Source organism: Pedobacter sp. ISL-64 (assembly GCF_018613605.1).
GTDB lineage: Bacteria > Bacteroidota > Bacteroidia > Sphingobacteriales > Sphingobacteriaceae > Pedobacter.
The window spans coordinates 67,372-80,490 of record NZ_JAGGPU010000015.1; the positions used below are offsets into that span (position 1 = coordinate 67,372).

At 37.8% G+C, this 13,119-nt stretch carries 12 protein-coding genes; 4 read left to right on the forward strand and 8 right to left on the reverse strand.

From position 1 onward, the window contains the following. The first annotated feature begins 55 nt into the window (after positions 1 to 55). Entirely contained in the window at positions 56 to 1,417 is a 1,362-nt protein-coding gene (locus J7E57_RS18400) for a pyridoxal-phosphate dependent enzyme (RefSeq protein ID WP_215128583.1), read from the forward strand. A 134-nt stretch (positions 1,418 to 1,551) separates the two neighbouring features. Beyond that, positions 1,552 to 2,151: a hypothetical protein gene (locus tag J7E57_RS18405; protein ID WP_215128581.1), complete on the forward strand. Its 600-nt coding sequence runs from the start codon at positions 1,552 to 1,554 to the stop codon at positions 2,149 to 2,151. A gap of 79 nt (positions 2,152 to 2,230) precedes the next feature. On the opposite strand, the gene murA is transcribed toward J7E57_RS18405, so the two are convergent. The 6 genes from murA to J7E57_RS18435 all read right to left on the reverse strand — a co-directional run bounded on the left by murA (position 2,231) and on the right by J7E57_RS18435 (position 8,830). Continuing rightward, positions 2,231 to 3,556 (reverse strand): UDP-N-acetylglucosamine 1-carboxyvinyltransferase, encoded by a 1,326-nt coding sequence (gene murA / locus J7E57_RS18410; RefSeq protein WP_131029036.1) that lies wholly within the window; start codon positions 3,554 to 3,556, stop codon positions 2,231 to 2,233. Between the two features lie 79 nt (positions 3,557 to 3,635). Beyond that, positions 3,636 to 4,328, reverse strand: a complete 693-nt coding sequence (locus tag J7E57_RS18415; RefSeq protein ID WP_215128579.1) for a DUF4290 domain-containing protein — start codon at positions 4,326 to 4,328, stop codon at positions 3,636 to 3,638. Positions 4,329 to 4,752: 424 nt separating this feature from the next. Continuing rightward, on the reverse strand, positions 4,753 to 5,250 hold the full coding sequence (locus tag J7E57_RS18420) for a SixA phosphatase family protein (protein ID WP_215128576.1): 498 nt from the start codon (positions 5,248 to 5,250) through the stop codon (positions 4,753 to 4,755). Continuing rightward, positions 5,243 to 6,274 carry a glycosyltransferase family 9 protein gene (locus J7E57_RS18425; RefSeq protein WP_215128574.1) on the reverse strand — a complete coding sequence of 344 codons (1,032 nt, stop codon included), beginning with the start codon at positions 6,272 to 6,274 and terminating at the stop codon, positions 5,243 to 5,245. Before J7E57_RS18425 ends, J7E57_RS18420 begins: the two co-directional genes overlap by 8 nt. Before the next feature lie 109 nt (positions 6,275 to 6,383). Further along, positions 6,384 to 6,986, reverse strand: coding sequence for a DUF4254 domain-containing protein (locus J7E57_RS18430; protein WP_215128572.1), 603 nt, complete (start codon positions 6,984 to 6,986; stop codon positions 6,384 to 6,386). 167 nt (positions 6,987 to 7,153) lie between these two features. Further along, positions 7,154 to 8,830 (reverse strand): DNA polymerase/3'-5' exonuclease PolX, encoded by a 1,677-nt coding sequence (locus J7E57_RS18435; RefSeq protein ID WP_215128570.1) that lies wholly within the window; start codon positions 8,828 to 8,830, stop codon positions 7,154 to 7,156. 88 nt (positions 8,831 to 8,918) lie between these two features. Between J7E57_RS18435 and J7E57_RS18440 the strand changes: the two genes are divergently transcribed. Further along, on the forward strand, positions 8,919 to 9,545 hold the full coding sequence (locus J7E57_RS18440) for a hypothetical protein (RefSeq protein ID WP_215128568.1): 627 nt from the start codon (positions 8,919 to 8,921) through the stop codon (positions 9,543 to 9,545). Between the two features lie 103 nt (positions 9,546 to 9,648). On the opposite strand, the gene sppA is transcribed toward J7E57_RS18440, so the two are convergent. Next, positions 9,649 to 11,415 carry a signal peptide peptidase SppA gene (gene sppA, locus J7E57_RS18445; protein WP_215128566.1) on the reverse strand — a complete coding sequence of 589 codons (1,767 nt, stop codon included), beginning with the start codon at positions 11,413 to 11,415 and terminating at the stop codon, positions 9,649 to 9,651. Positions 11,416 to 11,455: 40 nt separating this feature from the next. Between sppA and folK the strand changes: the two genes are divergently transcribed. Further along, the gene (folK, locus tag J7E57_RS18450; protein ID WP_215128564.1) at positions 11,456 to 11,962 is read left to right on the forward strand and encodes a 2-amino-4-hydroxy-6-hydroxymethyldihydropteridine diphosphokinase; all 507 of its coding nucleotides are present in this window, start codon (positions 11,456 to 11,458) and stop codon (positions 11,960 to 11,962) included. Between the two features lie 450 nt (positions 11,963 to 12,412). Here folK and pssA read toward each other — a convergent pair whose 3' ends face one another. Continuing rightward, on the reverse strand, positions 12,413 to 13,099 hold the full coding sequence (pssA, locus tag J7E57_RS18455; RefSeq protein WP_215128562.1) for a CDP-diacylglycerol--serine O-phosphatidyltransferase: 687 nt from the start codon (positions 13,097 to 13,099) through the stop codon (positions 12,413 to 12,415). Between the last annotated feature and the right edge of the window lie 20 nt (positions 13,100 to 13,119).

Consider the following 13,119-nt stretch of genomic DNA (forward strand, 5'->3'; position numbering starts at 1 on the left):
TTTCAAATAAAATATAGTTTATAAAATACTTAATGCCATTGCTTAATTTTGCAATATGTGGTACAATAATATTTTAGAAACCATTGGCAACACGCCATTGGTAAAATTAAATACGATAACAAAAGGGGTTCCGGGAACAATTCTGGCGAAAATAGAGACTACTAATCCAGGCAACTCAATTAAAGACCGTATGGCGGTTAAAATGATTGAAGATGCCGAGAAAAGTGGTAAATTAAAACCAGGTGGAACAATTATAGAAGGGACATCCGGAAATACAGGTATGGGCCTGGCTATGGCAGCCATTATTAAAGGTTATAAATGTATTTTTACCACTACTGATAAACAATCGAAAGAAAAAGTTGATGCTTTACGTGCCTTTGGCGCTGAAGTAATCGTTTGTCCTACAAATGTTGAGCCTGAAGATCCCCGTTCTTATTATTCTGTTTCTTCGCGTTTAGAACGCGAGGTTCCAAATTCATGGAAACCTAATCAGTATGATAACTTAGCCAACTCACAGGCTCATTATGAGCAAACTGGTCCTGAGATATGGGAGCAGACGGAAGGTAAAATTACCCATTTGGTAGTTGGCGTGGGTACTGGTGGAACCATTTCTGGAACAGGAAAATATTTGAAAGAAAAGAATCCAAATATTAAAGTCTGGGGAATCGATACATATGGCTCAGTTTTCAAGAAATATAAAGAAACAGGGATATTTGATAAGGATGAAATTTATCCTTACATCACAGAAGGTATCGGCGAAGATTTCCTTCCGGCAAACGTAAATTTCGATGTAATCGATCTATTTGAAAAGGTTACAGATAAAGACGCTGCTTTAATGACACGCGATATTGCGCGTAAAGAAGGTATTTTTGTTGGGAACTCTGCTGGTGCTGCCATTGGCGGATTAATACAGCTAAAAGATAAGCTTAAGCCTGAAGATGTTGTTGTCGTTATCTTTCACGATCACGGCAGCCGTTACATGGGCAAAATGTATAATGAAGATTGGTTACGCGAACGCGGATTTTTACAGGACGAAAAATTAACCGCTAAATCTATTCTGGCTAAAAAAGAAAACACAGAGATTGTAACACTTGATTCGCAAAAATCGGTGCTTGAGGCCATCAATACCATTAAATCGATGAATATCTCTCAAATTCCTGTAACGCAACAAGGAATGATTGTAGGTAAAATTGCAGAGAGTGATATTTTAAGTGCATTACTTGAAAATCCAGGTTTAAAATCTGCGCCGATTTCAGAAATTATGACGGCTACTTTCCCTTTTGTTGATTTAAACACCTCAATTGATAAAATTTCTTCATTGATCAATAAAGAAAACTCAGCCGTTTTAGTGGAAGATGAATCAGGTAAGATCGAAATTATCACACAATACGATATAATTAACGCAATATCGGGATAAGGATGTAAAATGGGGAATGTGAGATGGAGTAACTCGAGCCATCGTCTTCCTGAACTTGTTTCAGGATCTTAAAAGGAATAAAATTTTACTAAAGGCCGTAAGTTATTAACTTGCGGCCTTTCTTATTAAAAAATATGGCAACGCTCAAAGAAATCTTATCGGCTAAAACTGATACTCAATTAAAATATTACTTAGATCATGTGGATAAACATACTTCGGAAGGGGTTAGAACTGCATTGGCTGAATTAAAATACAGAAACGTTGATTTACCTGATGGGATTGATGAACAAATTGAAGAAAAAATCAGACTAAAAGAAAATGTACAGTATGATAGTCTAAAAGGTTGGAACAAAAATGTAATTAAAGATATTGATGCTCCTGAATTCTATTCTCAAACAGCAATTTACGTATTTTCAATTCTTTTCTCTGTATTTTTCGGTGCTGTAATGATGGCCATTAACCTGAAAAATGCTGGGAAAAGATGGGGCACACCAATTTTGTTCGGATTGTTATTTACGTTTGGTCAAATTAATTTGGCTCAATTCATTCCAAATCCATCAATGGGAGTTTCTTTAATTATTAATGCAGTAGGAGTTACAATAATGTATCAGATATTTTGGAATAAAAGCATAGGGAAGGATACTAAATACAGAGCCAAGCCAATCTGGATCCCCTTAATTATTGGCATTATAATAACAATACCCTTGATTTATTTTGCCATTCAGGGTTTATAATAAAAACGTCCTGGTAATTATTACCCGGACGTTTTCTTTATGTTATTTTCGCTTTGGGTTTTACCTTAAACCCTATACCTTAATGACTCGGTGCATCAGCATTTACACGTTTAATCTGCGCACCTAAGGCACGTAAACGAGTGTCGATATCCTGATAGCCACGTTCAATCTGTTCGATGTTGTAAATGGTCGATTTGCCTTCAGCAGATAAAGCTGCAATTAACAATGAAACTCCAGCTCTAATGTCAGGAGAAGTCATGCTGATTCCACGAAGTTTATATTTTTTATCAATACCATTAACGGTTGCGCGGTGTGGGTCGCATAAGATGATTTGAGCACCCATATCGATCAATTTATCCACGAAGAATAAACGGCTTTCGAACATTTTCTGGTGGATTAAAACGTTTCCTTTTGCCTGTGTAGCCACAACCAGCACAATGCTCAATAAATCAGGTGTAAAACCTGGCCAAGGAGAATCTGCAATGGTTAAAATCGAACCATCGATAAAAGTATCGATTTCGTAATGTTTTTGAGAAGGGACATAAATATCATCGCCACGGCGTTCTAATTTAATGCCCAGTTTTTTGAAAACCTCTGGTATTACACCCAGTTCATCATAACAAACATCTTTAATGGTAATTTCTGACTCTGTCATTGCAGCCATACCAATAAAAGAGCCAATTTCGATCATATCCGGCAACATTCTGTGCTCAGTTCCGCCTAAAACGCTAACGCCTTCAATGGTTAACAAGTTAGAGCCAATGCCCGATATTTTTGCACCCATGCGGTTAAGCATTTTGCAGAGTTGCTGTAAATACGGTTCGCAGGCAGCATTGTATATAGTTGTAGTGCCTTTTGCTAAAACGGCCGCCATTACAATATTTGCCGTTCCGGTTACCGATGCTTCGTCTAATAAAATATATGCACCCTTTAAATTGGTTGCATCTACGTTAAAGAAAGCTTTTTTGCTGTCGTAAACGAATTTTGCACCTAATTTTTCGAAACCTATAAAGTGTGTGTCCAGTCTTCTACGACCGATTTTATCACCACCTGGTTTTGGGATTGCTGCTTTACCAAAACGTGCCAACAATGGCCCAACAATCATAATCGAACCACGTAAACCACCGCCTTTAGCTTTAAAAGTATCAGATTCAAAGAAATTCAAATCAATATTTTTAGCTTCAAAGGTATAGGTGTCTTTATTGATGCGCTCAACGGTAACGCCTAAATCGCCAAGTAACTCAATCAGCTTGTTAACATCCTTAATGTCGGGAATATTACTGATGGTTACTTTCTTTTCAGTAAGCAATACAGCCGATAAAATCTGTAAAGCCTCGTTTTTGGCTCCCTGAGGGGTAATTTCGCCTTTTAATTTAATTCCGCCTGTTATTTCAAATGCGTTCATATTTTTTGTATTTAGTATCAGGTATCAAGTAATAGTGTCGGCCTTTAACCTTCCACCTTATGCCTTTTACCCTTCACCTTTAATATTTAGGTTTATTGTTGTTGTTGCGTTGACGGTTATTATTATTGTTGTTATTTTGACGGTTTTTTCCGTTGTTGTTATTATTGTTGCTTCTGCCCCGGTTATTGTTGTTGTTATTACTTTGGCGAGGGTTTTGCGCTCTAAATTCTACCTTGGCCAGGTTAACACCTTCATCAAGTGATAACAATCCGCCAGAAAGGTACTTTAAGTCCTTAATAATGGTATCATCACTCACATTATCTTTATTCCAGGTAACATAAGCCATTTTCATAAAATTTGCGATGCTTTGAACCATTGCCTTTTTAATTTCGGCATTTTCTTCGCGCATGGCTTTTTCAATTAAATTCTCAACCGTTTTACCATAGTGTTTGTAGGTAATTCTTTGTTGAGGATAGGCCAGGGGCTCTGGTTTAATGTAAGCATTCTCAATTAATGGTTTAGGATAAGGACTGTCTACATCAATCTGGTAGCCAGAAATAATGTGCAGGTGATCCCAAAGTTTATGCTTAAAATCGGCAACATCACGTAAATGTGGTTGCAAAAAACCCATCAGGTCGATAACCGCCTGGGCATATTTATTACGTTCTTCAATGGTGGGTAATTCGCAGATATACTTCACCATATTTTGTACGTTACGGCCATATTCCGATAAAATTAAATGGCTACGCGTAGTATTATAGTCAAAACTCATGTTCAGATAAATTAATGGATAAATTTTCTGGCGATACGAATTATGAAATAACCAGAGGAGTTTAGGTTATGAATTCACCGAAATGTCTATTGCCAGATTTTCGTTTTTATATATTCAAAGGTAATAAAATTATTTGATTTGTGATATTCATACCTGATTTGAGATATTTTAAATTGATGCGATATTTTTTTAGAAATATTCGTTCAGTAGTTCTTGGCGTCTTCAGGCCCGTCATTCGCTATAACCCCGATGAAGGATCGGGGGCTGCCGCTACTACCGGGTTTATTTTACGACAGATTGTGCTTGTCGGGAAAAACCTTTCCAGCGCCAATGGGCTAAAGCCGTTTTAAGTATTTATACAGTTGGCTGAAGCCAATTAATGAATTTAATCCTTAATGTTCTTAATCCCTTAATGGTAAAAGCCTTAAACTTCATCACTATTCTTCGGGTAATCAAAAAACACCAATTCTCCTGTTCCTTTGCTTACCATTTGCCATGAATCAAAAGGAAAAGAAATTAACACCATGCCCGCAGTTGGAATGTTGTAAATATCGGCATCGCATAACTCGTTCGCAAAATCTGTAAAACCGGGGTTATGACCAAACATCACTACATGGTCTGCGCCATTATTTAATCCGTTAACCACTTTAAGCAGGGCGCTGGTATTGGCTTCGTAAATAGATTCTTCAAATTGGATATGGTCTATATTGTAGGCTTCTGCAAAGTATTTAGCAGTAGATTTGGCTCTTTTCGCCGGACTACTTACAATCAGATCTAATTTGAAGCCTTTATTAATCAATCTTTCAGCCATTTCTGGCGCATTTTCTTTGCCACGTTTGTTTAGCGGTCGGTCGAAATCTTTTAAATCTAAATTTCCCCAATCCGATTTACCGTGACGAACCAAAAGTAATTGCTTAGCCATTTAATTTCTCTTTAATTTTATCTACAATTGTTTCAGGCTTAATTAAGTCTATACAGTTTTCAACACCGCAAAGGCAGGGTTTGTTTCCATAAATAGAATTTGGCCTGCTAGGATGATCAATCTGGATACAGTCGCTTTCCAATTGCCCGTAACCCAAAAAACCAGCATATGGATGTGTTGGTCCCCAAACTGAAATTACAGGTACACCAACAAGCGATGCCATATGCATACCGGATGAATCCATACTTAACATTAAATCCAAGTTTGAGATAATGGCAAGCTCTTCCGTTAGGTTAAAATTACCGATTAAATTATGGGCGTTTTTATAGGTTTTAGTCCAGTTTTCGGCGGCTACATGTTCTGTTTTACCACCACCAAATATGAAAAGTTCATAACCCAATCTGCTTAATGTGGCAATTACGGCTTCCATTTTTTCTAAGGCATATATTTTATAAACATGTTGCGCAAAAGGTGAGATGCCTATTTTTTTTGTTGCTTTATTGGCGAATAAATCTTGTGCATTTGCTGGAATTTCCTGAGGGGATTTATTTATTTTATAACTGAGTTTAACCGCAAATCCCAATTCGCGGAAAACATCAGCATAGCGCTCTACAGTTCTTCTGAGCGGTTTAAAAACTTTGTTATTGTTACGTGTTAATCTCTTTTTCTCTGCTCTTCCTTTATCTATCCGCCTAATCTTTGTGCCCGTTAAACGGAAGAAAGTAGAAATTGCCCTGCTCCTCAGGTTATCGTGTAAATCGGCTATTGCATTTGGTTTATAGCTACGGAGTTCCTGATAGAGTTTGTATAAACCATCAATTCCTTTATGGACAGTTTTAGGTTGGATAGGGTGGAAGATCAGGTTCGGAATGCGATCAAAAAATGGCTTAAATGCAGGTCTGCTCACCATGATGATTTCTGCAGATGGGTTTTGCTCTGAAAATTCGCGTAAAACAGAGGCTGCCATGGCCACATCGCCCATTGCCGAAAAGCGTAAAACAATAATTTTTTGGGTTGCGGCCATATTTTCCAAGTAGTTCGTCATTGCGAGGCACGAAGCAATCTTAAAGCTATGGGTTTGAATAGCGAAAGTAGTAGGATTGCTTCGTGCCTCGCAATGACGATTTGAACGGTTATGCTTTATTATACAATACCGGATTTAAACTCGGATCGTTGTACATTTTCATTTGCTTGTATACTTTCATGTATTTTTTGCCTGCCTCAATATCTGCCAATAATTCATCAATACTGGTTGAAAGATCTTCGCGTTGCGATAACAATACATTTAATTTCGTCTGGCATTGTGCACGGTGCTCAGCTGAAGCACTTTCCCGTTCAGCTTCTTCCTGCATATGGTAAATTTTTAGTGCGAGGATAGAAAGCCTGTCAATAGCCCATGCAGGGCTTTCTGTATTGATTTTTGCACCTGGTAAAACTGAAATTCCCTGATAAAGATTTAAGAAATAACCATCAATAAACTCAACCATATCGGTACGCACCTGGTTTTGAGCGTCAATACGTCTTTTCCAGCTCAAACCTTCAACAGGATCAATTTGAGGGTTACGTACCACATCTTCCATATGCCATTGTGCCGTATCGATCCAGTTTTTAACGTAAAAGAGATGCTCTAAACTTTCGGCATCATATGGGTTTTCAACCGGATGGTCAATATCATCAAACTTATGGTAGTCTGTAATTACTTGATTAAATATGCGGTTGGCAATTTCACTTATCATGGGGGCAAAGATATTAAAGATTTTTGGGTGATTATACTGATATCAAATTGTTATCAGTTTTTCCTTACGGGTTGATTTCACAGATTTAGAGATTACACCGATTTATTTGTGAGATTTAAAGCAAGATGACTTCGGGCATGTTTTTCCTAAACCCTAAACCCTAAACCCTAAACCCTTCTACTGTTAAAATACGCTGTTATCTCCTCTAAAGAAAAAGCATTTAAACATTTGTCGGCACTTAACCCACCTTTACGGGCAACTAGAATGCCATAATGCATATCATGGAAACCTTCGGTTCTGTGGGCATCTGGATTTACAGAAAGCAATACGCCCTTATCTAAAGCATAACGGTGCCATCGCCAGTCTAAATCCAAACGTAAGGGATTCGCATTGATTTCGATCACGACTTTATTTGCTGCACAGGCATCAATAATCTTTTTATAATCTATCGGGTATCCGGCTCTGCTTAACAATAAACGGCCTGTTGGATGCCCTAAAATGGTGGTATATGGATTTTCAATAGCTTTTAGCAAACGTGCGGTTGCTTTTGCTTCGTCCATACGTAAATTGCTGTGCACAGAAGCCACTACAAAATCGAATGTTTTTAAAATATCATCCGAATAATCCAATGAGCCATCACTTAAAATGTCGCTCTCAATACCTTTGAAGATTTTAAAGGGAGCAAGTTTTTTATTTAGTTCATCAATTTCCTGGTGTTGACCAAAAACACGTTGCTCGTTTAAACCTTTCGCATAAACAGCGGTTTTAGAGTGATCGCATATCCCTAAATACTGAAGATTTAAGTTTTCTTTACAGTATAGCGCCATTTGCTCCAGGGTATGTACGCCATCGCTCCAGGTAGAGTGGTTGTGCAAACTGCCTTTTAAATCTTCATATTGAATTAAGGTAGGGAGTTTACCTGCTTTCGCCAGTTCAATTTCATCAAAATCTTCACGAAGTTCAGGAACGATGAAAGATAAACCTGCTTTGCTGTAAATTTCTTCCTCACTTGTAAAAGGACCATTACCTGCTAATACTAAAACCTGCTCTACATGTTCAGCATTTCCTGTGTGTTTGAACCATTGTAAATAAAATTCAGCTTTTTCAATTACATAAATCTTTATCCTGAAACCAGCTTCAGTAGTGCAGATGAAAGAATTTTCCGCTTCAATCAACGAGAGTGCTTCAAAAGTAGGCAAGTTTTGTTTAAGGGGATCAATTAGTTTAGCACCGATCACAATTTCCAGTTCATCGATAATCTCACAGGCGCGGCGGTATTGACCGGCGAAGCCCAAAACGGCACTGTTGTCAATTTTTCCGGTCCAATCCGCAAGCTGTGTAAATAAAGTTTTGGCAAAACCTTCAACCTGGGCGTATAAAAACCGTCCGTTGGCCGCCAGTTTAAATTCGATCGCATTCTTAATTTCTTCCTGGGTTTTTAAACCGAAACCTTTGGCTTCGATTAAGCGGTTTTCGTTACAGGCATAATACAATTCACCTATACTTTCTATACCTAAGGTACGCCAGATAATGAATATCTTTTTTGGTCCGATGCCCTTTATGGCCAGCATCTCTACTACACCTTCGGGTGTTTTCTCTCGAATTTCGTTAAGCTCTTTTAGTTCTCCTGTTTGGAGAAGTTCAATGATTTTGGAAGCCAGTCCTTTACCAATACCTTCAATTTTATCCAGCTCATCTAAAGGTTTATCCTTTAAAGCAAAGGGTAATTTATCTACCTTAAAATAGGCATTTGCAACAGATTTAATTTTGAAGGGATTTTCTTCGTGCAGTTCCATAAGCTGCGATAGAAGGCGTAAGGTACGGGCGATGGTCTTGTTTTCCATAAGGGGTAAAATTAGGAAATAATGCCTCAAATCCTTCTTGTGCTCATAAAATTAAAACACAATTTTATTAAATTGTTGTTTTACAATCATGAAATCTATAAAATTCGCCCTCTTGGGATTAAGTATGAGTGTAGCCGCTTGTCAATCTGCCAGTAAAACAGATCACAATACCGATTCAGTAAGTAATTTAACATCAGCCCCAACACAAAGTGTTGATGAGCGCTTTTTGGTTGTCGCTGGTCGGTCAGTTGGAGAAATTGTACTTGGAGAGGATATGGAAGAGGTAGGTAGAAAATTAGGCAGGCCAAATGCCGGTGATGCCGCAATGGGGAAAGCCTGGGGGATTTGGTACAGTGACGATTCTACCGCGAAACACCGCAACGAAATTGCGGTATACTCTTCTTATCGGGATACGAGTATGCGTGTAAAAGATGTAAAACAGATTAGAGTTACCTCCAATAAGTTTAAAACAAAGGATGGCTTGGCAACCGGGAGCAATTTGGAAGAAGCGAAATTGAAGTTCCCAACCATTGAAAAACTTTCTGCCTATTTAAATGAAGATAAAGATACCGTTACGGTTTACGATGCCAAAAAAAACGGAATTGGCTTTGAATTTTTAAAAGGGAAAAGTATTTCCTTAACGGTTCATCAGGTGAATATTCCGGTTAATGCGACTTATCTTACTTTGCATCCCGAATGGAAAGTGATAGAGTAGGAAAGACGTGAGATCGGAGATTTGAGACATGAGATGAATAACTTTATATAAACCTCGCAGGTTTTTAAACGCTTCAGCCTTCAAAACCTGCGAGGTTTAATTATTATTTAATAGCTGCTTCAAATGGCATTCTGGCCTGAATGCCAGAGCTTGCAATTACCTTTTTCATTTGTTGGTAAAGCATGTAGTTATCGCCAAGTTCTTGTTTGGTGTAATAGGTTTTAATCCTGTCTGTACCCTCATCCATTAACGATTTCCATGGATCAATTACATCAGGATATTCTACAACCTTGTAATTCTTTAATTTAGCCTTTTTAGCGGCTGCCTTAATGGCATCGTTAAAACTTCCTATTCTATCAGCTAAACCAATTTGAACGGCATCTGTACCGATCCAAACGTGGCCACCGCCAATGCTATCGATATATGCTTTGCTTTTCTTTCTGCCATCGGCCACACGGCTTACAAAACCGCTATAAATTCTGTTCAGTTCATTTTGGATGATGAATCTTTCACCTGCAGTCATTGGGCGGTTAGTAGCCATAATATCGGCGTATTTACCAGTTTTAACGCCATCAAATGTAATGCCCAGTTTGTTGGTCATTAAATTTTGGAAGTTCGGAATAATACCGAATACACCAATAGAGCCTGTAATGGTATTCGGCTGCACAAAGATACTGTCAGCAGCGCAACCAATGTAATAACCGCCTGATGCGGCAACATCGCCAAAAGATGCAATAACTGGTTTTTCTTTTCTGGTCAATACAATTTCTCTCCAGATCACATCCGAAGCAAGTGCGCTACCTCCGGGTGAGTTTACACGTAAAACCACCGCTTTAATGTTATCATCCAATCGTGCTTTTCTAATTGCCCTGGAAATACGTTCCGAACCGATCTGGTTGTCAGAACCTTCGCCGCCATTAATTTCGCCATTGGCATAAATTACGGCTACTTTATCTTTTCCTTCGCCAGTATCTGTATTGTTTTTCGCATAATCATTAATCGTAACCGAACGGATATTTTCACCCCTGGTTCTTCCAGATAATCCCTTCAGCTCTTCTAAAATCTGATCTTTATATTTCAGGGCATCGATCATTTTAAAGTTTACGGCATCTTGTGGCTGTTGTACTTTGTAATTATCGGCAATGTTATAAAGACTATCTTTTTGAATGTTTCTACTTTGCGCAATATCAGTTAAGAAAGTATTGTACAATCCGCCAACATAAGCTGTAACCTGTTTGCGATTATAATCGCTCATTTTATCTAAAATGAAAGGCTCTACTGCACTTTTATAGTTTCCTACACGGATGACCTGCATTTCTACTCCAACTTTTTCTAAAGTTCCTTTAAAGAAAGTTAATTCAGAGCTAAAACCTTTAAATTCTAAAGCGCCTTCGGGATTTAGATATACCTTATCAGCAACTGAAGCTAAATAATAAGCGCCTTGTGTATACACTTCGCTGTAGGCAATAATTTTTTTGTGAGATTTTTTGAAATCGATCAACGCATTCCTAACTTCGCGCAAAGTTGCAAAACCTGCATTCGGACTGCTCACATTCAGGTAGATGCATTTAATATTATCATCTGTTTTGGCTTTTTGTACCGCTTTTAAGAAATCGTTTAAGCCAATACCATCTTTTTCTTCACCGCCAACAATTGGCAGGTTTCCGAATGGGTTTTTGGGTGTACGTTCTGTAATGGCCTGGTCTAAATTTAGGAATAGTACCGAATTGTTAGACACAACAACGGTTTTGTCGCTATCAATAGAAGATATTAGACCCACAACAACTACGAAGCAGATCACAAATACAATTACTATCGATAAGAAAAAGCCCAGCATAGAGGCAAATAAATACTTAAAGAATTCTCTCATTTAAATGTTTTAATTTTGTGTTGTAAAGATATAAAAATACATGATGCTTAATAAAGCTTTAGAGTACAACACGGCATATTTGTTACTGGGTGGGAATTTAGGCGATAGAGAGGCGAATTTGAAAAAAGCCATCGAACTATTGAACAATAAAATTGGTAAGGTGATAGCCATCTCATCTCTTTACGAAACCGCTGCATGGGGTAAAACCAACCAACCTGCTTTTTTAAACCAGGCCGTAGGTTTACAAACTAATTTAAGCGCGGTAGCAGTTTTAGATCTTGCACTAAGTATTGAACAGGAGTTGGGCAGGGTGAGGGAAGATAAATGGGGAGCGCGCTTAATTGATATTGATCTTATCCTTTTTGGAGATCAAATTATCAATATTCCGGATAAACTTCAGGTACCTCATCCCCATATGCAGGATAGAAAATTTGTAATGGAGCCTTTGGCTGAGATTGCACCAGAGGTGATACATCCACTATTGGGAGAAACGATTTTGTCAATCTGCCGTAATATCGATGATCCCCTCGAGGTTAAAAAGCTTTAATATATCAAATTTCTAGTGTTTACGGAGGCGGCCAAGGCTTATTAGGATCGCCCAGCTCGTATCTTTACCAATACTATTAAGACTTTTAAAGCTTATAAAACGAAAAAAAAGGGACCTTCGACTATATTATCAATGACAGATTTTGTAAATTATTGATAATAAGTAAGTTAATCAATTAATCAGCAGCAGCATAAGGCTTAATAATTTACGAATCTGTCATCAAAACTCCGATGTATTTGAAAAATTCTAACCTCTACCATTGACAGACTTCAATAAAGCGTCGTCATCTCGACTGAAGCGCAGTCCCGAACTTTCGGGAGAGAGATCTATCTAGGCAGATTTCTCGACTGCGTTGCACTCCGCTCGAAATGACGAAAGCTTGAGGGAGTTATTCCTTAAACTTCATACGTCATTTATATTGATTTTTATAAAATAAATTATCTCTCAGGATTATTTATTTAGAGTAGCACCCCTAAAATGCAATACAGACGACGCAATATAAAGCACCAATACAAAAGGAATAGCCGCAAATTTTAGAAAGGCAATTAATATTGTAGATAGGATGAGGAAGATAAACTTGATTTTATTTTTCGCCCAGTTTAAATCGCTGAATTTTAAAGAGAATATTTTGATCTCACTCACCAGTAAGAAACTTGTAATGGCTGTAATGGCGATCAATAATATACTAGAGGAAATAATCTGAGGATAATCGTTTGCAATAAAAGGCAACGAACAGACAAACAAGGTATTCATTGGCGTATTTAAGCCAATAAAATCTTCTGTTTGCCTTTCGTCATTATTAAATTTGGCCAACCGCAAGGCGGAAAAAATAGTAATTAAAAAACCTAAATAGGGAAGGTACTCAGATGAATAATCGCTGGCTTTTAAAAGTTGAAACATGATTACACCTGGTAAAAACCCAAAACTTACCATATCTGCCAAAGAATCAAGATCTTTTCCAATTGCCGATTTTACATTTAATAAACGTGCAACCATACCGTCAAAAAAATCGAAAATTCCGGAGAAAATAACGAAATAGGCTGCGGTTTCTAGATTGCCTTTAAATGCAAAAACGATTCCAATACAACCTGAAAAAAGGTTTGCACAGGTAACCGCATTAGGGAGATGCTTTTTCATGAGGTATAGGGTATAAGGTT